Origin of the sequence: Streptomyces pluripotens, assembly GCF_000802245.2 — a bacterium.
Taxonomy (GTDB): Bacteria; Actinomycetota; Actinomycetes; order Streptomycetales; family Streptomycetaceae; genus Streptomyces; species Streptomyces pluripotens.
This window is the reverse complement of record NZ_CP021080.1, coordinates 2,008,543-2,029,877: the sequence shown is the minus strand read 5'-3', so window position 1 is coordinate 2,029,877 and position 21,335 is coordinate 2,008,543. Positions and strand designations below refer to the sequence as shown.

Annotated in this window: 13 protein-coding genes; 3 read left to right on the top strand and 10 right to left on the bottom strand. The window is 70.1% G+C overall.

Going from position 1 to position 21,335, the window contains the following annotated elements; all coding sequences use genetic code 11:
- Positions 1–33: 33 nt before the first annotated feature.
- On the bottom strand, positions 34–1,656 hold the full coding sequence (locus LK06_RS08985; RefSeq protein WP_039654530.1) for a ricin-type beta-trefoil lectin domain protein: 1,623 nt from the start codon (positions 1,654–1,656) through the stop codon (positions 34–36).
- 779 nt (positions 1,657–2,435) lie between these two features.
- Here LK06_RS08985 and LK06_RS08980 point away from each other — a divergent pair.
- From LK06_RS08980 to LK06_RS08970, 3 genes are all read left to right on the top strand, one after another.
- Positions 2,436–3,242 (top strand): hypothetical protein, encoded by an 807-nt coding sequence (locus LK06_RS08980; RefSeq protein WP_039654529.1) that lies wholly within the window; start codon positions 2,436–2,438, stop codon positions 3,240–3,242.
- A 903-nt stretch (positions 3,243–4,145) separates the two neighbouring features.
- Positions 4,146–5,249: a substrate-binding domain-containing protein gene (locus LK06_RS08975; protein ID WP_043433127.1), complete on the top strand. Its 1,104-nt coding sequence runs from the start codon at positions 4,146–4,148 to the stop codon at positions 5,247–5,249.
- Positions 5,250–5,767: 518 nt separating this feature from the next.
- Positions 5,768–7,312: a hypothetical protein gene (locus tag LK06_RS08970; RefSeq protein ID WP_174673835.1), complete on the top strand. Its 1,545-nt coding sequence runs from the start codon at positions 5,768–5,770 to the stop codon at positions 7,310–7,312.
- Between the two features lie 313 nt (positions 7,313–7,625).
- On the opposite strand, the gene LK06_RS08965 is transcribed toward LK06_RS08970, so the two are convergent.
- The 9 genes from LK06_RS08965 to LK06_RS08920 all read right to left on the bottom strand — a co-directional run bounded on the left by LK06_RS08965 (position 7,626) and on the right by LK06_RS08920 (position 21,215).
- A complete protein-coding gene (locus tag LK06_RS08965; RefSeq protein WP_039654527.1) occupies positions 7,626–8,600 on the bottom strand; it encodes an alpha/beta hydrolase family protein in 975 nt (324 codons plus the stop codon).
- A gap of 883 nt (positions 8,601–9,483) precedes the next feature.
- The gene (locus LK06_RS08960) at positions 9,484–10,521 is read right to left on the bottom strand and encodes a rod shape-determining protein (RefSeq protein WP_039654526.1); all 1,038 of its coding nucleotides are present in this window, start codon (positions 10,519–10,521) and stop codon (positions 9,484–9,486) included.
- A 362-nt stretch (positions 10,522–10,883) separates the two neighbouring features.
- Positions 10,884–12,287: a carboxyl transferase domain-containing protein gene (locus tag LK06_RS08955; protein ID WP_086083220.1), complete on the bottom strand. Its 1,404-nt coding sequence runs from the start codon at positions 12,285–12,287 to the stop codon at positions 10,884–10,886.
- Positions 12,280–13,725, bottom strand: coding sequence for an acyl-CoA synthetase (locus LK06_RS08950; RefSeq protein WP_039654525.1), 1,446 nt, complete (start codon positions 13,723–13,725; stop codon positions 12,280–12,282). The genes LK06_RS08955 and LK06_RS08950 overlap by 8 nt, the downstream gene beginning before the upstream one ends.
- Before the next feature lie 149 nt (positions 13,726–13,874).
- Complete coding sequence (locus LK06_RS08945) at positions 13,875–14,432, bottom strand: hypothetical protein (protein ID WP_039654524.1); 558 nt, start codon at positions 14,430–14,432, stop codon at positions 13,875–13,877.
- Between the two features lie 204 nt (positions 14,433–14,636).
- Positions 14,637–16,046, bottom strand: a complete 1,410-nt coding sequence (locus LK06_RS08940; protein WP_071659215.1) for an NAD(P)/FAD-dependent oxidoreductase — start codon at positions 16,044–16,046, stop codon at positions 14,637–14,639.
- Positions 16,039–17,298, bottom strand: a complete 1,260-nt coding sequence (locus LK06_RS08935) for an MAB_1171c family putative transporter (protein WP_043433124.1) — start codon at positions 17,296–17,298, stop codon at positions 16,039–16,041. Before LK06_RS08935 ends, LK06_RS08940 begins: the two co-directional genes overlap by 8 nt.
- Positions 17,295–17,921, bottom strand: coding sequence for a toxin-antitoxin system, toxin component family protein (locus tag LK06_RS08930; protein WP_174673834.1), 627 nt, complete (start codon positions 17,919–17,921; stop codon positions 17,295–17,297). The genes LK06_RS08935 and LK06_RS08930 overlap by 4 nt, the downstream gene beginning before the upstream one ends.
- Before the next feature lie 324 nt (positions 17,922–18,245).
- A complete protein-coding gene (locus LK06_RS08920) occupies positions 18,246–21,215 on the bottom strand; it encodes a glycoside hydrolase family 35 protein (protein WP_086083218.1) in 2,970 nt (989 codons plus the stop codon).
- Positions 21,216–21,335 lie beyond the last annotated feature (120 nt).

Here is a 21,335-nt window from a genome sequence, read left to right as displayed (position 1 = left end):
CCTCATGCCTCCGCGGACGCACCGTGGCGCGGCCTACGTGGCCGGGACGGGGCGTGCCGCCCACGCCTGGGCGTGTCCGGGGGTGCGTTCCTTGAGAGCCAGGATCAGTGGTTCGCCGGTGAAGGTGCCCACCGGGACGACGGCCTCGTTGGAGCGGGACTGGGACCGGATCACACCGTCCCGGCCGATGATGAAGAGCATCCGTGACCGCTTCTCCGGGTTGTCGGAGTCGCACGGCCGGATGCCGATGCCCGCGGCGTCGCCGTCGGCCTTGAGGCAGAAGTCGGGATCGGCCGCATTGTGCAGCCGTCCGCGGGAATCGAGAGTCCACCGTTGCGTCGGGGCGGACGTGCAGGCCGTGGCCACAGCGTCGGTGTGCTTCTGTACTTTCCCGTTCTTTAGGTCCAGGCACAGTCCGGTGTCGCTGTGCACCAGCTGCGCGGTGACCCCGACGCGGATCTGGGTGGAGGGCTGCGCACGGCTCGTGGATGCGGGGGCGATGCTCGGCTGTCGGTGGGGTGAATCCCCGGCAGCGGGCTGGCCGTGGCCCAACACTGCGTTCGCGGCCATGGTGGCGCCCACGGCCACGGCGCCCACAGCTACGGCGGACAGGGCGAGTGCGGCGGTGAGGGTCCGGTGTTTCGGGGCGGAGCGATGGGCCGGACGGGAGCCGCGTCTTCTGCCGGCCGGGGTTTGCTCCGCGTCGCCCGGCATCGCGGACGAGGCGCTCCGCTCGCCCGGGGCGCCGGGCCGAGCGTGCGTTGGCGGCCGTGGCTCGGAGTGCGGGCGGGCGGAGCCGCTGGCGGCGTAGGTGGCGGCGTAGGTGGCTCCACCCCACATCAGCAGTCCTGCGGCCAGGGTGGTCTGCGGCTCCCCCGACAGCTTCGTCAGCGTGTCCAGCAGGTGCGCGCAGGGGGCGCAGCCGGCCAGGTGCGCGACGAGGGCCGGGTGGGGTCGTGCGGTCTCCGTATGCGAGGCGGTCTCGATGGTGTGGCCGAACCTCTGGCACTCCGCGGTGCCACGGGATGCCAAGTACTCCTTCGCGTAGGCGTCTTGCAGTGCGAGTCGGGCCTTTCCCCGCAGGCTGGGGACGGTGTCCGGGCGAATGCCCAGGTACCGGGCGACGCTGTCGTCCGGCTCCTCGTCGACGACCGAATACCACAGGACACCTCGCGACTGCTCGGGCAGCTGGTAGAAGGCCCTGAGGATGACATCAGGGGCGCCGTACGAGGCGGCGCCGAGCGCGGACGCGTTGGCCGTGAGAGGCCGTTCGGCGGTCCGCGCCCACATCAGGAACTCGGTCTGCAACCACTCCTGCCTGTCGTCCGTCGCCCACACGAGTGCCGTTCTGACCACACGGGTCAGGGCGTGGTGACGCCAGGTCCCCAAGGGGTCGACGCCACTGCGCAGCTCTTCCACGGTACGGGCGAAGGCCTCCGTGGCAAGGCGGTTCCCGGCCAACTGATGGGTGGTGTATCCACGCGCATAGGCCAGGACAGCGGACAGATGCCGTCGGCGGAGTTCTAGCGCCGCCGGTTCGGCCTTCTCGTCCTGGGTGCACAGACAATGTGTGAGTTCCGTGTCGGACAGCAGTTCGTAGCAGGGGTTTGCAGAGTCGGCTTGTTGATCTGCGCTTCCAGTGTCCGAATGGGTCACATTAGACCTCGCTTCCTCGTATCGCCGGATTCACGGGCTTCGGTGAACTGCCGCACCGATCGGCGGCGGTCAGTGGGACACGGCCTGACTGCCGTCCGCCCGGGGTGCCGTGGCGATCTCATAGGGACGACATAGTGAGCGGTGAGGGGTCGCCGAGTAAAGGGATACCGACGGTAAGTGCTCGGTTCCGGAGGATTTTCCAGGGTTGATGGGTGGAGTTGTCGGAACGCCGTGAGTAATCGTCAGGATCTGTAGCGCTCTTGGCCCCAATGCCAGATGCTTGGGACTTTTATTGTGCCGACAAGGGATTTGGCGGGGTGTGGAGTGCGGTCGGCATGTGTGTCCCCGGCGGGTGCGTGGTCACGTTCGGAGTGGCAGCGTCACGGGCGACGTCGGTGGGCAACGCCCTTCCCGTACGGACGGGGTGCCGGATGCACGTGGAGCAGATCCCGGGTTCGGGTGGTTGGACTTGAGCACGGGGGAGTGGTCGAGCGCGCACTGTGCAGGCACCGCAGGCCGCGTTGGAGCGTGGCCTCGGGCGACGCGCCCGGGGTGTTGTGGGGGGCGGAGCCGGTGCCGCTGTAGGTCTAACGCGTCCCGTGAACCGCTCGCGCAAACCGTCAAGAGCCGGTGTCCGGGGCTCCTGTGTAGGAGCCGCGTGAGGAGTGATCGACATGTGATCACTCGGCGATCTTATGCATCACGGGCGGCTGCTAGCATCCCGCAGGTCTCATAGGATGTTTGCCTTCCCCGGCGCAGACCGGAGGAATGAGTTCTGTATGTACAGCAATCGGTTTGCCGCCGTCACCTTCGTCTGCTCGGCGATGGTCGTGAGTCTGGCCGGGTGTGGAAGTGACGCATCGTCCGATGCGGCCAAGACCACCGCCACTGCCACCGTCTCGGCGTCTCCGACCCCCACCGCTTCGAAGGCTCCGGGTATCGAAACCAAGTCTGCCGACGAGATCGTCCGGCGGGCGAAAGCGGAACTGCTCGTTACCCCCTCGCTGACGATGACGTTTGACGGCACGGACGGCGGCGACCCCATGACGGGCCACCTCTCCGCCGACCGCAAGGGTGATTGCGTCGGCGAGATGGGAATGGGCACGCATGGTCACTTCGAGATCATCGAGAACTCCCGAACTCTCTGGATGAAGCCGGACGCTGCCATGTGGGCGTTCATATCGGGCAAGAAGGACGCGGCGGGCGTAGCGGAGCTGTTCAAGGGCCGATACCTCAAGGGGAGCGCCAATGACAAGAGCCTTAAGGACATGGCCGGGTTCTGTGACCTCGGCAGTATGACCAAGGAGATAGTCAAGTCGGATTCCGCGGAAAAGTTGTCCAAGGGGCCGCTGACCACGCTTAACGGTGTCAAGGCGATCGTCGTGCACAGTGTCGGCAGTGACGGCGCCGGCGACGTGTACGTCGCCACGGAGGGAACTCCCCGCTTTCTCAAGTTCCAGCAGACCAAGGGCAAAGACCCTATAACGGTCACCTTCAGCGACTTCGGCAAGCCGGTCACCGTGCAGCCGCCTGCCGCGGAGAATGTCATCGACATGTCCAAGCTGGCGGAGTTGGGGGGATCCTGATCCTCGTGGAGGGTGGGAACTGCTTCGGTCGGCGCGGATGAATCGCGAGAGCCGAGTGAGGTCCGACGCCGTCAGGAGCCTTGCTGACGCCGCTTGGCGATGAGGTGGAGCCGGAGTGACGCGAATTCCGGGCGCAGTGGGTCGTACACCCGAGGGAAGCCGTGGAACGGTCCGACGAGGAGTGAGCGTGCTGAGGGGAGGGGGCGGGGTGCCGCTCCCCTCGACGGCCAGCGATTCTCCCCTATGCGTCCACCCGGGGCGCTGACCTGACGCTCCAACAGAAGGTGCTCTTTGCGCGCGAGGATCCGGACGTCCTAGCTCAGAAGGCTGATCCGTCCGACCTGCGCGATCGTGCTCGGTACGACGAGCGTCGCGGGGGCGGAGCGATTTCGGTGTCGCCGGCGGCCGGTGTGCCCCAACTGGTCGCGAACAGCACCTTGGGCCGCACTTCGGAGGCGATCGATCGACGCCCCGGTGATGTCCCGGGCGGAACGCGCCCGTGCCGCGACGATCCGGATCAGCAGCTTCGGCCACGACAGCAGCGGGAGCCGCCACAGCGCGTCGGTTGCGGCCTTCAGCCACGACGTCCTCGGTCACCACAGGGACGTCCGGCCACCGGACGATCGAGTTCGAGCCCCCCCATCTGGCATGCCGCACATGGCCGACGCTTCAGTCGAAGTCGCGCGGAGTGGTACTCGCGAGAGCGTAAGTGGCGGGGAAAGGGCCCAGGTCATCGCCGTCCCGGCGGCAAGCCCCGCCTCCTCTCGGGGAGAGTAGCGCAGCGTAGCGCCGTGTGTGGGTTCGGTAGTTCCGCTTGACGTCGGCTGTTGCGGCCCGTTGTCTTCTCGTTCACCTGGGCTGCGCAACGGCCCGCGTCCGGAACACACCTGAAGTGAGCCCCGAATGCGTCGAATCGCCATCACCGCGGCAGTCTCCACGATGACCCTCTCGCTCGGATGCGGCGCGATGAACGCGACGGGGGGCTCCAGCGGCGCGAGCCCGGTCAGGGGCAACGACCTCACGGTGGGTCTGCTGATGCCGGAGACGACGAACACGCGGTACGTGAACTTCGACTACCCCATCATCAAGCGCAGGGTTGCCGAACTCACGAAGAAGCAGGGCAGGGTGAAATACGCCAACGCGGGCGCGAGCGCGAGCAGACAGGCCCGGCAGATGCAGGAGATGATCGACGACAAGGTCGACGTCATACTGCTCGACGCCGTTGACTCGCACGCCATCTCCGGCCTGGTGACCAAGGCCAAGAATGCAGGCATTCCGGTCATCGCGTACGACCGGCTCGCTGAGGGGCCGATCGACGCGTACGTCTCCTTCGACAACGAGTTCGTCGGGGAGGTGCAGGGCCGCACCTTGCTGGCGGCACTGGGGCGGGAGGCCGGTTCCTCCGCGAAGATCGTCATGATGAACGGCTCGCCCACCGATCCAAATGCCAAACAGTTCAAGAAGGGCGCCCTCGCCGAGCTGAGGGGCAAGGTGACGATCGCGAAGTCCTACGACGTCAGGAACTGGAGCCCGGATCTGGCCCAGGCCGACATGACCAAGGCACTCAACGCGATCGGCGTGGACAACATCGCCGCCATCTACTCCGCCAACGACGCCATGGCGGGCGGCATCGTCAAGGCCCTGAAAGCCGCGGGCGTGATCCGCATCCCGCCGCTCACCGGTCAGGATGCCGATCTCGACGCCGTGCAGCGCATCGTCACCGGCAAGCAGTACATGACCGTCTACAAGCCCTACCCGGACGAGGCCGAGGCCGCCGCCGACATGGCCGTCGACAAGGTCCAGGGCAAGGACATCCAGTTCGACGCCCTCACCCAGGACCGCGTCGACAGCCCGACCAACAAGGGCATCCCAGCCCAGATGGTCGCGGTGAGCGCCCTGACACAGAAGAACATCAGGGAAACGGTCGTGGCGGACGGCATCTACAAGATCTCTGACATCTGCATCGCCAAGTTCATGGCGGCCTGCACGGCGATCGGTCTCGACTAGGGATCGTCGTCCGCGCCTGCTGCGTTGGCTCCCCCGGCCTCGGGTGCGCTCGCGGACGTCGATCGCGGCCCCGGCAACGCCTGCACCGGAACCGACGGAGGCCGCCCGGCCGTGCACCCGCGATGGGCTCCGACACGGATGACCATATCGTGCCGATATTGATCGGAAACCAGGTCCCGATGGCGAATAGTGCGCCGCATTGACACTTCGTCGATAAGTGAAGCCCTTTATGCGTGCCCCCCGGTCATGCTTTTTGCCGTCGTGTGGCTTCAGGGCGGCTTGTGTGGCGAATGGGTCATCGTGCCGGTAAATGGTCGGTCATTCCGCCCCGTTGAATGGGTGGGTGTCACGGTGAACGGCACCTGTCCGGCATCCGTATCTCCTCAGTGGAGGGAAACTCAGTAAGGAGCGAGCCAATGCCCAGAAACAGCCTGACACGGTCACCACGCGTTCTGCGGAGAGAGCGAGCTCGACGCTGGAAAAGGTCGAAGCTTTCGGTCGCGTTGGTCGGCGGGCCGGTGATCCTCGCAGTCGTCGCCGGATCGGTGTTCGCCGCGAGCAGCCGTCACCACCACAGACGGGGGAACCAGGAGGCCTCCGCGCAGCCGACGCCGGCCGGCGGCCCCAACGCGAACTGCACGCTCGTGGTCCCCCGGCAGCCGCTGACCGCCGAGGGTCTGGCCACGCCCTACGAACTCGTCGCAACGGATCCGGCGCAGGGGCCGTGCCACGAGGCCAACCCTGATCAGGCGGCGTTCGTGGAAGCCGCGATCCTCACCAAGGACGGCACACTGACCATCTACAACCCGCTGGTGGTCGACAAGGGGAAGAGATCGGCCGCGCGCCCGGCCCGGCCCTCAGTGCCGGCGGGCTCGACGGTCGGAATCTGGTTCGGCTTCAACAACGCCAACCTGACCCTGCAGGCGAGCAGCCGCTCCGACAGCCTCGGCCAAGGCAAGTGCGTCAACGGGGTGAAGGGCTCCATCTTCGGCCAGTTCGCCTACTGCAATGCTCCGGCCTTCTTCAAGGCCGCCAAGGGCCAGATGGCCAACAAGCAGCTCGCGATCCCGGCGCTCGGGACCGCAAAGGACGGGCTGCCCTGCCCGACCACGCGGGACTTCTCCGTCGTGGACCAGGACGGAAGCGACAACGTGGTCACCCACTACCTCGCCGACGCCCGTGGCCGGATCGCCCAGAACAACGCCGCGAGCAGGAGAGCGATGAGCAGGGCCGCGCGGCTGGACAACCGTGGGGACCGCCATCACCACCACGACGGTCGGGTCAAGTCGGCGAAGGCCAACACCCCCAAGGACCTGGCCAACGGCAGCGACAACCTGCTGCTGACCCAGTTCATGGACCCGGCCCTGGGCTGCACACCGTTCACCGCGCCCAACCAGTCCAGCGACGGTCAGGCCACCTCCGCCCTGGCGCTGGACGAACTGTCCGCCGCGGCCAACCAGAAGGCCCCGATCGCGTTGATCCCGCAGAACGACCCGATGACACGCGTCGACGGCCACGCCAGCGTCGAGAAGACCAACGCCTATCGCGCGGGCGTGAACATGCCCGCCCTCGGTGCCGGCGGCGACGGTGACGGCGCGGCCTACTGCACGACCCTCTTCGATGACCCCTCCGGCATCCAGCGGATCTTCAAGGACAAGGCCCTCTTCGAGGCCGCACCCTCGCCCGACCCGGGAACGGCACCGAACCTGTTCGCCTTCCTCGCCGCACGTGCCAATGGGACGTTCAGCGACCTCGGCTGCGGCGCGCTCCTCAAGGTCTCCAATCCCGTCACCCTGACGACGGACGGCGGCGGCCGGGTCGTCGACGCGGTGCTGTCACCACTTGGCCAGACACCCCCGTCCCCCACCCCCACGGACAGTGCCTCCCCGACCGCGTCGCAGGTCACCCCCTCATCACCCGCAAGTGTCAGCCCGACTGCTTCGGCCTCGTCGAGTGACAGCGCCGCTGCCGCTGCCTCTGCCGCTGCCTCTGCCTCTGCGTCTTCTGCCTCTGCGTCCGCCGGGACGGCGACGCCCTCCCGGCGGACGCACGACCACCACTGAGGAGACACCGGCCGACACGCTCGCGCTACTCCGCTTCGGCGGCCTTCTGCGCGCAGCGTGCCGGGCCGGCGCACCGCGGTCGCCGCGGGGATCGCCTCACCGGGACCGGGCCACGCCCCGGCGTGTACTCCGGCCACCCGCGCGCCGCGTGTCACTGCGGTGGGCAGCTCGTTCGCCTGAGAGGCCGCGGGCGCGCGGTCCGGTGCTCGCCGTGCCGTCGGCAGCGTGCCCGCCGCGTCCACGCCTCCCGCCGATCCCCCGTTCCCTGCCCGGGGCGTGCCCCGGGGTTCCCCGGGTGCGCTTTCGGCGCGGGCTACTTGGATTCGATCCGTCCCAGCGGATCGGGACCGGCCGCCAGTGCGTCACGCGCAGCCTGCCACGCGGGATCCCCGGGGTAGAGCGTGGAGCGGAGGTAGGCCCAGGTGAGTCGCTGGACCACGGACACTCGCTCGGGGCTCTCGTCCGTGGTCTCGGCGACGTCGTACCCGGAGATTCCGCCGAGTCCGTGCTCCGCGTCGAAAAGGGTCAGCAGGGACTTGGGACCCGGGGCGAGGACGTAGGGGTCGGTGTACCAGGCCGGGCCGCGCGCCGTCAGGTGGGTGGGGGTGTCCTTGTCACCGGCGATCACGAGCGCGGGCGTCGACATCTTGGAGAAGTCCGTGGTCAGCATGAAGGAGAAACGCTCAGCTGCGGACGTGGTGAGGGCGTCGCCGCCGCGGCCCGGCGCGGCAAGCAGGACGCCCGCCTTGATCCGGGGTTCGGTCAGGTCCACTTCTGCTCCGTCGTCGGGGTCGGTGAGTCGGGCACCCAGCAGCAAGCTCGCGGTGTGCCCACCCATCGAATGCCCGGCAACGGCGACTCTGTGGTGATCCAGGTGTCCGGGAAGCTGCGGGACGGCGGCCTCGATCACGTCGAGCTGGTCGAGGATGCGCGTCATGTCCTCGGCCCGTGACCGCCAGTACATGGGCGCCCCAGGTGTGTCGGGATCCAGCGTCCGACTCAGGGTCCTGGAACTCAGATGAGTGGGCTGGATCACGGCGAAGCCGTGCGCCGCCCAGAAGTCGGCAAGGGGGGCGTAGCCGTTCAGTGAGGACAGGTTGTTCGAGTACCCCTGACCGTGCGAGAGGAGGACGACGGGCAGTTCGCGCCCGGTCACGGGTGCGGAGACCCGCACCTGAAGGTCCACGGCCCGGTCGGGAGTCGGCAGCACCACCGGACCGACCGAGATCACGGGAGCGGGGGAGTCGAGGACACCGGAGGTGTCGGAGGGGCGAGTCGATGCACTCATGCTGGCTCTTTCCCTTCGATGGCCTTGCCGCCGAAGCGGTTCGGGGGCAAGGGCCAGTCAGGCGATCAGGAGCGTCCGGTTCTGGCACCCCAATAACCGGAACGTTGTCCCGTTTAACATACGGAACAGTGTTCCGTTTTTCAAGTGGCAGGGCGTTCCGGCTGGTTGGCGTGCCGGCGGAAGAAGGACGTTGTGCCCACGGGTCGGTCGGAGGAGTCGCTCGTGGCAAGCGGGCAAGCGGGCAAGCGGGCAAGCGGGCAAGCGGGTGAACTGGGGCTGCTTCCGGGGTCGGGCGAATTCCGCCGTCGCTCTCAACGGTCCGGCGGCACTCCCGAAGGGCACCCCTGACGGCGCCCCCTGGCGGTCCGACAACATCTGGGCCGATACGAATACTTGATCCGGTTCGCGCTTGAACGGGCCCCGTCCTGGGCACGCACCTTCTACCGGCGTCCACCGCCGGACGGAACCGGCAGGAGGAGGGCGTCATGGACCGTCGGATCCGAGTGCGTGTCAGCCGGCGACCCCCCGCCCCGCGTGGGCAGGAGATCGACCGCAGGACGCCTTCGGGGCGCATCCTGCCGTACTGACGTCACGTCAGTCGTCGGTCACTCCTCCGGGCCCGGCACGTGGGGTGCGGAAGGCCGGCCGGCGCGGTGAGGCCGCGGGTGCGCGGGGGCGGGATCGTGGAGGCTGCCCGTGCCCCGGAGCTGCTCGCTGACGCCGGGCCGTGCCTGGCGCGCGGTTCGGTCCCCGGGCAGCGGGGACGGGCCGGCGGGCGGTGGTGAGCTGGGCACGCACGGCATGCCCGCCCGGGCGGGACGGTGTGCCGGGGGGTAAGGACGCGACCGGGCGCACCGGCCCGGGCAGTGGCCTTCGGCCTTGGTCAGGCGGCCAGCGGGTTCAGGACCAGCGGTTCGATCTGGCCCTCCAGCATGGCACCCAATCCCTGGGCCGCGCAGATGTCGGGCCGCTCGGCGATGTGCACGGGCATGCCGGTGGACTCCCGCAGCATCTCGTCGAACCCGGGCAGCAGCGCGGAGCCGCCGACCATCGTGATCCCGCTGTCAGCGAGATCGGCCACCAGGTCCGGCGGGCAGTCCCGCAGCACCTTGCCGATGCCGTCCAAAACGGCCGTCAGCGGGGTCTGGATCGCGGTCCGCACGGCGGCGGTGTCGACCCGCACGCTGCGGGCCAGACCGGTCGCCACGTCCCGGCCGTGGATCTCGGTCGACGCGGGGCCGTATGGGGTGAGCCCGTTGCCCGACAGGGCCAGCTGCAACGGGCGTACGGATTGGCTGGGCAGCATCAGCTCGTGATTGTGTCGCAGGTACTGCACGATCGCGTGGTCCACGGCTTCCCCGCCCACCGGAATCCGTTCGGCGGTGACGATGGAGCCCAGGGAGAGGACCGCGACCTGTGTCGCCGCGGCTCCGCACACCATGATCATGGTCGCCTCGGGACGCTCCACGGGCAGCCCGCACCCCACGGCCGCAGCGATCAGCGTGTCCACCAGTTCGACCCTGCGCGCCCCCAGCCCGACCAGCGTCTCGATCGTCGCACGCTGGGCCAGTGGATCGGCGTCGTGCGGGGTACAGGCCGCCGCGCGCAGCCGAGGCTTGCGGCGCAGCGCGCGGCGCGTCTTGTCGCCCAGCAGATGGCGCAGCATCCGCTGGGCCATCTCGATGTCGACCACGGTCCCGCCGGAGACCGGTCGGACGACTCTGATGTAGCTCGGTGTCCGCCCGGTCATCTTCTCCGCGAGCTCGCCCACCGCGATCAGCGCGCCGGTGCGGGTGTTCATGGCCGCCGCCGACGGTTGGTCGACGATAAGACCCGCGCCCTTCACATACACCCGGGTGCGGGCCGCGCCCAGGTCGACGGCGAAGTGGCAGCGGCGCAACTGCTCCAGGCTGACGGTCACGGCAGATCCTCTCGAGTGCGCGGGCCTCGGGCGCCCGCCCGGCTGGCGGGTCTTCCTCTGTTTGCATCCTGCGCGGGGCGCGGGGACGGGCGCCTTCTGGAGGGGGCCGGGCGGGGCGCCGCTGAATGGGGGTTTCGACCCCGGCTCACCGCGCGGTGGTGGACTCCGGCGCGGATTGCGCACTCGGCCCGGTTGCCGTGCCACCGCGTATCCGGTGCGGCACGGCAACCGGAATACGTCCGCGTCCCCCGGCGGAGCCGGAGTCCTGCGAGCGGTCCACGGCGAGCCGGGTCCCAGGGCGTTTCCGACGGTGTCAGCAGCGCATCCGGACGGTGACGCAGAGGATCGTCCGGACGGAGGGGTCATCCGGACGGCGGTGAGGCGGCCGACGGCCGCAGGTGGTCCACGATGCCCCGGACCACCCCCAGTTCCACCAGGTCCTGCGGCCGGATGCGCAGTTGCCCGGCAGTTGCCTCCACCTCCTGCGGTGGTCGTTTGAGAATGGCCGCGGCCGATTCCGGGGCGATCACCGAGAAGTAGCAGTCCGCCGTGGCCCAGGTGTTGTCCGGCGCGGCCAGCGCAAGTGCCCCACCGGAACCCCCCTCGCCGACGACGAGCGTGGTGACCGGGACCTTGACCGCGGTCAGCGTCCCGAACACCTCGGCGATCGCCGCCCCGACACCGTGCCGTTCCGCCTCCGCGTCATGGGCGGCACCCGGGGTGTCGACCAGCGTCAGCACGGGCAGGCCGAGCCGGTCCGCCAGCCGGATCAGCCGCGCGGCCGTACGGTATCCGGCCGGCCGGGTCGCCGTGCCGGTCTGCGCCGCGTAGGCCACGGTACGGCCGTCGTGCTCCCCGAACCCGCACAGCATGCCGTCGGGATCCACCCCGCCGCACCGGTCACCGCTGATGTCGACCCGATGGCTGAAGTAGGTGTCCAGGTAGGCCCGGGCGGGCGGGCGTTCGGGGGAGCGGGCACGTCGGACCGCGTCCCAGCCGGTGCTGGGCAGCCGGGAGGAGCCGAGCGCGGGCGGAACCGGTGCGGGATCGGGGCGTCGGACGGACGACGGCGCGGATGCGAGCGCGGGGGGTCCGGCCAGCAGGCGTAGCCATCGCCCCAGAGTGCCGCGCAGTTCCTCCGGCGCCACGATCGCGTCCGCCGCCCCTGCTGCCACCTGCGCCTCGGCCGTGTAGGCGGCCGGGTCGGCGTTCGGCGGCCGGACCCGGGAGCCGGCGAAGCCTACCTGGGCGCCGGGCAGGGCCAGGACCACGTCCGCGCCCGCGCCGAGCGTGGCCCAGCCACCGCCCGTCGTCGGATCCCGCAGGACCGCGATCTGCGGCAGCCCCGCGTCCCGGGTGAGCGCCGACTGGCGTGCCACTCGTTGGAGTTGGGTGAGTGCCAGCATTCCTTCCTGCATCCGGCTGCCCCCGGTTGCGATCAACGGCACGACCGGCAACCGGTGCTCCCGGGCGTGGAGGTAGGCGGCCTCCAGCCGGTCCCCGGTGCGTTCGCCGAGCGAGCCGCCCAGGAAACCGAACTCGAAGGCGATCAGGACGGCCCGGGTGCCGCCGATGCTCGCGGTACCGCAGACGACCGCCTCCTCCTCGCCGGTGCGGTGCGCGGCACGGGCGTGTGAGGCGTCGTAGCCCTGCCAGCCGAGGGGGCCGTCCACTGTGGACGGCCGTGCGGCGAAGGGGATGTCCGTGAAGCTGCCGACGTCCGTGCAGAGCGCCAGGATCTCCCGCGCCGTCGGGCGCTCAGACATCGGCCAGCGCCCGTTTCATGATCTTCCCCATGTCGTTGCGGGGGAGTGCCGCCAGATACCGGACGACCCGTGGCCGCTTGTGCGGGGCCAGCCGCCGGGCGACCTGATCGGCCAGCTCCTCCGCGCCGGGCGGCGACTGCGGGTCGACCGGGACGATCCACGCGACGATCCGTTCGCCCAGGTCCGCGTCCGGTTCCCCGGTGACCGCCGCCTCCCGCACCCCCGGATGTTCCAGCAGGGCGTTCTCGATCTCGCCCGCCCCGATCTTGTACCCGCCGCTCTTGATCAGGTCGGTGGCCTTGCGCCCCACGATACGGACGTGTCCGCCGGGCTCGCGCACCGCCATGTCCCCGGTGCGGAACCAGCCGTCCTCCGTGAACGCGGCGGCGGTGGCGTCGGGCCGGTTCAGGTACTCGGTGAACAGGTTCGCACCGCGCACCTGAATCTCCCCCACGCTCTCTGAGTCGTACCCGGTGATCTCCGTGTCGTCCTCCTCCACCAGCCGCAGCTGCACGCCCGGCAGCGGCACCCCCACCGTCCCGACCCGGGCCGTACCGTCGGCACGCATACTGGTGTTCATCAGGGTCTCGGTCATGCCGTACCGCTCGATCACCCGCTGTCCGGTCGCCGCCGCGATCCGCTCGTGGTCGTGCACGGGCAGCGCAGCCGACCCCGAGACCAGCAGCCGGGCCCGGCCGAGCGCCTCGGCCAGCTCCGGGTTCCCGGGCAGCGCCTCGGCGATGCGGTGGTACATCGTCGGCACCCCGAACAACATGGTCGCCCCGTCGTTCAGCTCACGCGTCACGCCCTCGGTACTGAACCGCCCCAGGTGCCGCACCGTACCGCCGCGGCGCAGCGGCCCGAGGACGCCCAGTACGAGCCCGTGCACGTGGAACAGGGGCAGCCCGTGCACGAGCACGTCCTCCCCGGTCCACTGCCAGGCGTCGGCGATCGCGTCCAGGGTGGTGGCGACGGCCCGGCGCGGGATGACCGCGCCCTTGGGCGGCCCGGTGGTGCCGGACGTGTAGACGATCAGGGCCGGGTCCTTCTCGGCTGCCTGCTCCGTCGAAGCGGCACCCCTGGCGGAAAGGTCGACGTCGAGTCGTGCCAAGCCACCCAGGGGCGCGGGAAGTTCGACCCCCGGTGCAGCGAGAATCAGGGACGGCGCGCTGTCGGAGAGAATGTGCGCCAGTTCCTTCTCGCCCGACTTCGGGTTCAGCGGCACTGCTGCCGTCCCAGCGAGCAGTGCACCCGTAACCGCGACGGCGGTCTCCAGATCCGGGGTGGCCCACACGGCCACCCGGCCGGCTCCCCGCAGCCGCGTCGCGAGTGCACCGGCCGCGCCGGCGAGAGCGTCGTACGTCAAGGACCGCTCGCCGAACCGCAGGGCGACCCGCTCACCCGGGCCATCCGCCAGAGCGGGAAAGAGGAAGGACACGCGGCGCACTCCTTAGTGTCGGCTTGCTGTCGAGGTGCGGTCGACTACCGGGGGACAGCACCCTTCCTACACCAGCGACCGCGTTCCCCACACCGTGTTCCTGGCCGGGCGGAGGCGCTCGGCGCCCGGGCGGGCGCGGAGACGACGGCTCAGACACGCACCGCCGTCCGCTGCAGTAGTCCCCAGGTGAATTCGGCGACCACCTCATGCCGCGTGCCGTCCCGACCGGGGGCGGTGAAGGCCAGCCCCCACCGGGTGGGCGCCGTACCCTCCAGCGGGCGGGCGGGGGCGAAGGCGCGGGCGACCTCGTCGACCGTGCAGGACCAGGGGACGAGGTCGTCCAGGGTTTTCAGCTTCGGCGCCGGGGCCCCGGGCGCGCGCACCAGCCACTCGTTCCACACGTTCCCGTCCGGTCCGACCAGCACTTCGAAGCGCAGCTCGGGCCAGAGCGGCAGGGCCCAGTGCCGGGCCTCGCAGCCGATGTCGCCCAGGCGGCGCGGCAGCACGGACTCGGGCTCGCCGAGGATCGACCGGTACCGACCGGCGGCGGTCCGTGACCTCGGCGAACGGACCATGGCCTGCCAGCGCTTGTTGGTCTCCCGCATGTCCGCGACGGACACCCCGAGCTGCCGCCGGGCCTCCTCGACCAGGTCCGGGTTGTGGTCGGCCATACGGCGCAGCAGCACGAGCTGGAAGTCGAGTGGCATGCCCCCATGATGCCGGGAGCACTGGGTCGGTGCCCGTCCCGCCTGGTGCCCCCGGGAGGGGGCCGGTGACCGCTCCGACCGGTGTTCGCCGGCTGAGCCGCCCGCGTCACGGCGGCACAGCCGGTCGTTCGGCAGTACTGCTGCGCGCCCGTCCGGCTCGGGGTGTGCGCAGTCCTTCCGGACCTGGTCCCCGCTGCCCCCTCCCTACGGGACTCCCGCGGTCTTGCGCTCCTGCGCCGTCAACGGCGGAACCGCGAGCGGAGGCTTCAGCGGTCCCACTGCGGCGGCGACCAGCATGCTCGGGGACAGTAGTGTCTGTGCCCCCCGCTGCAGTGATGTGACATCGGTGACCCGGCGGGCGATCCGGCCGTTGCCCGTCGCGGTGTACAGCAGGCGTCCGACGTAAGCGGACAGCACCCGGTCCCGCAGTGTCGGCCCGTGTTCGGTCGCGCCCGGATAGAACACGTCCGCCCCTATGGCGAGGTCCCACGCAGCCCGTACCCTGCGCCCGACTTCCTTCTGCACCTGTCGGGAAAGCGCCGGGCTACCCAGTCCCCGACGTCGTACCACGTCCTGCAGCGCAAGGGCGGACCGGGCCGCCACGGCCATCCCGTGGCCGTACACCGGGTTCAGCGCACACACCGCGTCCCCGAGGACAACGAAGTTCTCCGGCCACTGCGCCATCCGTTCGAAGAAGTGGCGCCGGTTCGCGGTGGTGCGGGTGATCGTGACCTCGCTCAGCGGCTCCGCCCCGCCGGCCAGTAGCTCTCCGATGAGGGGATGGCGCAGCTCTTCGCGCGCGTAGCGGGCGAACTCGGCGCCGTCCGCCGGTGGTTCGTCACCCCGCCCGCCGATCAGCGTGACGATCCACCGGCCGTTCTCGACCGGCATCAGCACGCCCCCGCGCCCGGTTCCCGCACCCCGCGGATCGGGTTCGATGTTGACGATCGGGAAGCTCTCCCGGGCCGGCTCCGGTGCGTGGTACAGACGGCTGGCATAGACGAGCCCGGAGTCCACTTCGCGCCGCTCGGTGACGGGCAGACCGAGTCCGGTCAGCCAGTGGACGGCGCGGGAGCCGCGCCCGGTGGCGTCCACCACCAGGTCGGCCGTCAGCGTGCGCTCGGTGCCGTCGTGGGCGCGGACACGGACCCCGGTCACGACCGTGCCCGTACTTCCGCTCCGACCGGTCAGTCCCACCGCCTCGGCCCGCTCCACCAGCTCGACCCGCCCATCAGCCAGAGCGAGTTGGCGCACCACCCAGTCGAGCAGGTCCCGGCTGGCGGGCAGCATGAAGGCCGATTCGACCCAGCGCCGGTACCAGCCGTGCGGGGACAGCGCCACCATGTCCGTGGTCACCGGTACCCGACGTACGCCGGCCTCCCGCAGCCGCCCGATCGCCCCGGGCAGCAGCTGCTCCAACGCCTGTGCGCCCCCCGACCACAGCTGGTGCACGTGTCGCGCCTGCGGCAACCCCCTGCGCGGCTCGGGGCCCGCGGGGAGGGCGTCCCGCTCGACCACGGTCACCCGGGCCCCGGTGGAGGCCAGGGCGCGGGCCGCGAGCAGGCCGGCGAGGGAGCCGCCGAGTACGACGGCGGTGGGGGTGCGATCACTCATGGACGGCAACGCTTCCTGCAGGGGCGGTCGCACGCGCGCGGACCGCCTCGATCTCGTCGGGACGGCGGAGGGCTCGGGAGATGGCCCCGATCTCCTGGAGCAGACTCGTGGTGTCGGGCCCGTCGCCCTCGTCCGATGCCTCAGGGGACTGGGGGGAACCCCAGGCCGGTTCCGGCGTACGGGCGCCGGTCTCGACGGCGTCGAGGATGCTCACGGCCGCGGCCAGCGCCCGGGCCCGCTCCGGCGGATGCCCGAGGCCGAGAGCGGCGTCGTACGCCCGGCTGCCGAGACCGGGGTCGAGACGGCGGGCCAGGGGCAGCAGCACGTCCCGGATGAAGGTCTCGCGCCGGGTCAGCCGTAGTTCCGGAGTGGCGCGCAGGACGAACGGCACGCCCTCCCCGTTCTCGGTGCGCATCAATTGGTACAGCGGGCGCAGTTCGCGGTGGGCGAGCCGGACCCGCCAGCGGTCGTGCAGGTACTGGCCGGCGTGCGGCAGGATGAAGCCGACCGCGATCAGGATGGCGGACAGCGCGGCGACCGGCGGAGCGAGATCGGTGCTCAGCCAGTCCAGGTCGTGCCCGCACCAGCGCGCGGCGACGGCGGTCAGCTTGGACGCGTCGAAGATCAAGTTCAGCAGATAGCCGACGCCCAGCAGTTTCAGACCCCAGCGCAGCCAGGCGTCCAGACCTTCGGTGCGCACCCAGTTCCAGATCAGCCTTGAGGTGATCAGGCAAGCCACGGCGTGCGCGACGAGGTAGAGCAGGATCTCCTCGCGCATGAACGGCGTGTTGGCGTAGTAGGTGTCGAGGTCCCGCAGCCGTTCCACGGGGGCGTCGGCGAGTCCGAACAGCACCCACAGGGCGACGATCACCCCGCAGTACCCGGAGACCACCCGGCGTGTGGCACGGCGGGTGGTGGCCGACCGGTCGGACGGGCCGTTGCGCCAGGTGATGATCAACAGGAGGCAGGAGCCGCAGAATGCGGTGATGAGCGAATAGCACCAGGGAGCCGAGATGTTGGGCACGCCGGTCAGCCGGTTGACCCGGGCGATCGTGGTCGGAGAGCAGAACACGAACACCGCGCAGGCGAGCAGGAGCAGGCCACCGACCGCCCGCAGCAACGGGTCACGCCACAGCCGGATGATCGTGGGCAACTTGATCACCAGAGCGGCGGTGAGTACGGCGGTGGGAATCCAGAACGAAATGTAGAACTCGCTGAGGAAGCGAGAGGGGTTCAGCGCCAGCAGGGTCACCGCGTGGCTCCTCCACGTCCGCGATAGCCGAGTGAGCGCTGGACGGGATCGAGGGGGGCGGCGCGGGTCCCGGACAGGTGGGACCGGAACAGGGTGGCCAGGCGGTGCCCGAAGTCGTCGGCCTCGGCCTCGTCGACCTCCCGGGAGCCGTTGCGGGCGGCCACCGTGAGCGCCCTGTCCGGCCAGTCGGGGGTGTCGGCGAGTGCGCGGGCCACCGCGGTCCCGGACAGGTGGTGGTGTCGGTGTCCGGCGTACAAATGCCACAATTCGTGTCCCAGGATGACCAGTCGCTGTACGGCCTCGGCCCGTTCCTCCACTATGACCAGGTCGAAGTCGGCGAACTCCACACAGAGTCCGGTGACTTCGATCTCATCGGGGAACCGTTCGAAGCGCAGTTCCACCGGGCGCCCGCCGCGCAACACGCTCATCTCCTCGCACAAGGCCCGGCACAACTCCCCTACGTCCTCGGGCGGTCGGAGCCGGGCCCGGACGGCCGAGGCGAGACCGTCGGCCAGGGAACGCATCGCCGGGCCCGAGCGGAAGGGCGTCGCCCGCTCCGGGGCGGAGCGCCGCAGCCGTGCGGTCAGGCGTGCCGCCCGCTCTCGAGCGCCCCCGAAGTTCATCGATCCCCCTTCTCACCGCCGGTGTGCGGCTGGTCAGAGCGTACGCGCCTGGATGTGTCCGCGTCATGCAATACGGAGACCCTTGTTCAAGGGAGAACCACCGCACCTCCCCTCGCCGCTCGCCGTCAGGCCACCCGCGAGGGCTGGAGTCGGACACGGCATGCTCCCGGACACCGAATCCTGAGGCCGGCATCCGCTCCCGCCGGTCCTGAGCGGGCCACCGCGCACACCGTGGAGAACACGGTCCCGCGGGGCGGCCACCCTCACCGTCGTACCGGAGCCGCTGTCCTGGAACGTGACCGGGTCGGCCCGTCCCCGGGCTGTTCAGCGGCCGGGGGAGGGCACGGTGTTCACCGGAATCCCTCCGGCCGCAGTGCCCCATAGTCTCAGGCGCACCTTGCCCGGGCCGGACAGCGTGGTGAGTTCCGAAAGGACCGCCAGGGCGAGGGTGTTGTTGCCCCGGGTGCGCAGGATGCCGTTCGGCAGCACGAAGGTGTGCTGCGGGCCGACGTCATTGATGTACTGGCCCATGTTCCAGCCGTTGAGGAAGATCTGCGCCCGGTAGGACCGGTTTGGGTCGTCCTCCAGGACCAGCCCGACGGACGCGTCGACGTCGGCCGGCACCGACAGGCGGAAGTCGGTCCGGTACCAGGTCACGCCCTGCCGCCGCACGGACCGTGGGAAGGACACCGTCTCCCAGTCCCGGTCCGGGAAGCCGGGCAGGTGCCAGCCCTCCCGCTCCCCGTACAGGCCACCGTTGTTCAACGGACCGCGTACCGGGTCGGGGGCGCCCTCGCCCTGGATGCGCCAAGAGACCTTCGGCGAGGCGCCCTTGAAGATGGCCGCCGTCAGTCCGCGTGCTGCCTTGTGGGTGTCGTGCGCCGTGCCGTCCTCGTCGTGCTGCATGCGCCGGACCAGCACGGACAGCACGTGCCGACCGGGGGAGCGCAACTGCTCCCGCACCGGGAAGGCCACCGTGGTCGCCCAACTGCCCTTGCGGATGGTGGTCTTCTTGTCCGGTACGGGCATCCGGTGAGTGCCCAGCGGCTCTCCGTCCAGCCATGCCATCAACAGCCCTTGTGTACCGCTGCTGTAGGCGAGCGAGACTTCCTCGATGTCACTGGACCCGGTGAACGTGCCCCGGTACCAAACATCTCCGTAGTGGAAGCCGTAGTCGTCGGCGAACAGCACCGGCCCACCGTCGGGGACCGGGGTGGTGCTGTACGACGTCGTCCTGTCGGCGGCCTTCCACGACGAGTCGTCGAAGCCGGGACCTGCCTCAGGGTTCTCCGTCCGCATCCGCCAGCCACCCAGTTCGGGCAGCCGCACCTCGGGCACGGCGGGCAGCAGACCGGTGGTCATCAGGCTGCCGGAGGCGGTCACCCGGGTGGGGACGGTGCGTCCGTTCCACACCAATGTCCTGATCCCGCGTGGACCCCATACCTCCAGGACGGTCGTCCCGGTGATGTCCCCGGTCGCGTGCACCTCGGAGCCGCGGACTTCGACATGGCGCAGCAGCGCCGGACCGTACACCAGTACGGTTCCGGTCGGAGTGTCGTAGGGGAACAGGCGTACGGAGGTGGCGTCGTCGGCGAAGAGGAGCAGGAGCGGGGTGTCGTTCTCGCCGTCCCGCACCAGCACTCGGGTCAGCCCGCCCTGCCCGAGGGGCGCGTTCACATGCACGTCGTTGCCGTCGGAGGCCCAGCCGGCCTCGGGGTCCAGCCGCATGACGTCGGTGCCGTCCGGGCACTTCAGCACCAGCTCAGCCATGTCGCCGCGCCGCCCGGTGAACAGGGCGATGTCCTGTCGGCCCGCCCTCAGACACATCGAGGGCTGGGCGGTGGAGTACTTCAGCGTCCGCGTGCCCAGCCGGAGCCCGGTGACCAGCAGCTTGGCGTCCTTGCCGGGCACGGTGATGCGCAGGTCGCCGGCGTCCGTCGGCAGGGTGGTGGTGACGGTGCCGCTGCCGTCGTTGCGCGCCACGTACACGTGCGTGCCGGTGTCCGGATTGGTCAGGTGATAGACCTTCAGTCCCGCTGCCTTCACCGCATCCGCCTCATCCAGCTTGGCGAAGTCGGGAACGCGCTGCACCAGATGTCCGATCTGGTGCAGCGGCGCGATCTTGTCGGTGACGTTCCGCCCTTCGTCGATCGCGGCCCCGTAGTCATACGAGGTGTAGACGACCGGCGCGGGCAGCCAGCCCCATGAGGTCCCGCCGAAGGTCATGTACACGTTGTGCAGGGTGAGCCCGTTGGCGAGGTTGGTCAGATAGAAGCGGCGCTCGTAGGCCGCGTCCCGGGTGCGCCGCGCTTCCGCGTACCCCTTGCCGTCGAACCAGGCCCCGCCCCACGGGTCGAACCATCCGCCCCCGAACTCGGGTACGAACCCCGGCGTGGAGGGTGAGGCGGTGGCCCCGCCCTTCATTCCGCCGCGCCCGTAGTGCCCCCAGTCCGGAGGGGTCGTGGCGGGCGACGGGTACCCGTCGAACCCGTACAGCCAACCGCCCCTCTCCCCGCCGGTGTCGAACGACCCGGGAGTCCAGTAGCCGTTGCGCCCCTTGTCGTTGTGGAACAGTGGGACGTCGATGCCGTCCGCCCGTACTTTCCTGTACAGATGGGCCATGTAGTCCCGGCCGGCCGCCTCGCCGACGTGGGAGTCGTACTCGTTCTCGATCTGGTAGAGCAGGATCGTGCCGGTGCCCTGGGTGAACAGGTGCTTGCGCGCGATCCGGTCGACCTGCGTCAACCACTCGTCCACGTGGGACAGATATGTGGGGTCATCGGTCCGCGCCGTGCCATGCGTCGCCGTCAGCCAACCGGGGAAGCCGCCGCCGTCGACCTCGGCGTTGATGTACGGGCCGGGCCGCAGGATGACATACAGCCCGGTTTCGGCGGCCATGCGCAGGAAGAGGTCGAGGTCCCGGACCCCGGTGAAGTCGTACGAGCCGGGCGCGGGGGAGTGATAGTTCCAGGCCACGTAGATGCTGACGGTGTTATAGCCGTGGGCGCGCATCTTCTGCAGGACGTCCCGCCACAGTGACGGGCTCGGTAGCCGGAACGGATGCATCTCGCCGGACCAGACCACCAGACGCCTGCCGTCGACGAGCAGTGAGTAGTGGTCGTACCCGATGGTGTGCTGCTCGCCGTCCGCGCGCGGTGGGGCCGGCGCGGGGCCGGTCGGCACACTGCGTGCCGCGTACGCCGAGGGTGCGCCGGGGCCGCCACTACCGCCCAGGGCGAGGCCGAGCGCGGCCGAGCCGGCCAGGGCACTGAAAGTACGTCTGCTGAGCGCCAAGGTGGATCCTCCCGGGCGATCTTACGGGGCGCGGGTCCGGTCATTGTCCATGCAGGGCTCTCCAGGGCGCGCACACGGGCATTGCGGCACGGGCGGATTACGCGGTACGGGGGTTCCTGA

Excerpts from the sequence above, each read along its gene's own strand:
- LK06_RS08975 (WP_043433127.1), top strand. The coding sequence starts at position 4,146 with ATGCGTCGAATCGCCATCACCGCGGCAGTCTCCACGATGACCCTCTCG.
- LK06_RS08980 (WP_039654529.1), top strand. The coding sequence starts at position 2,436 with ATGTACAGCAATCGGTTTGCCGCCGTCACCTTCGTCTGCTCGGCGATG.
- LK06_RS08940 (WP_071659215.1), bottom strand. The coding sequence starts at position 16,046 with ATGAGTGATCGCACCCCCACCGCCGTCGTACTCGGCGGCTCCCTCGCC.
- LK06_RS08930 (WP_174673834.1), bottom strand. The coding sequence starts at position 17,921 with ATGAACTTCGGGGGCGCTCGAGAGCGGGCGGCACGCCTGACCGCACGG.
- LK06_RS08945 (WP_039654524.1), bottom strand. The coding sequence starts at position 14,432 with ATGCCACTCGACTTCCAGCTCGTGCTGCTGCGCCGTATGGCCGACCAC.
- LK06_RS08965 (WP_039654527.1), bottom strand. The coding sequence starts at position 8,600 with ATGAGTGCATCGACTCGCCCCTCCGACACCTCCGGTGTCCTCGACTCC.
- LK06_RS08955 (WP_086083220.1), bottom strand. The coding sequence starts at position 12,287 with ATGTCTGAGCGCCCGACGGCGCGGGAGATCCTGGCGCTCTGCACGGAC.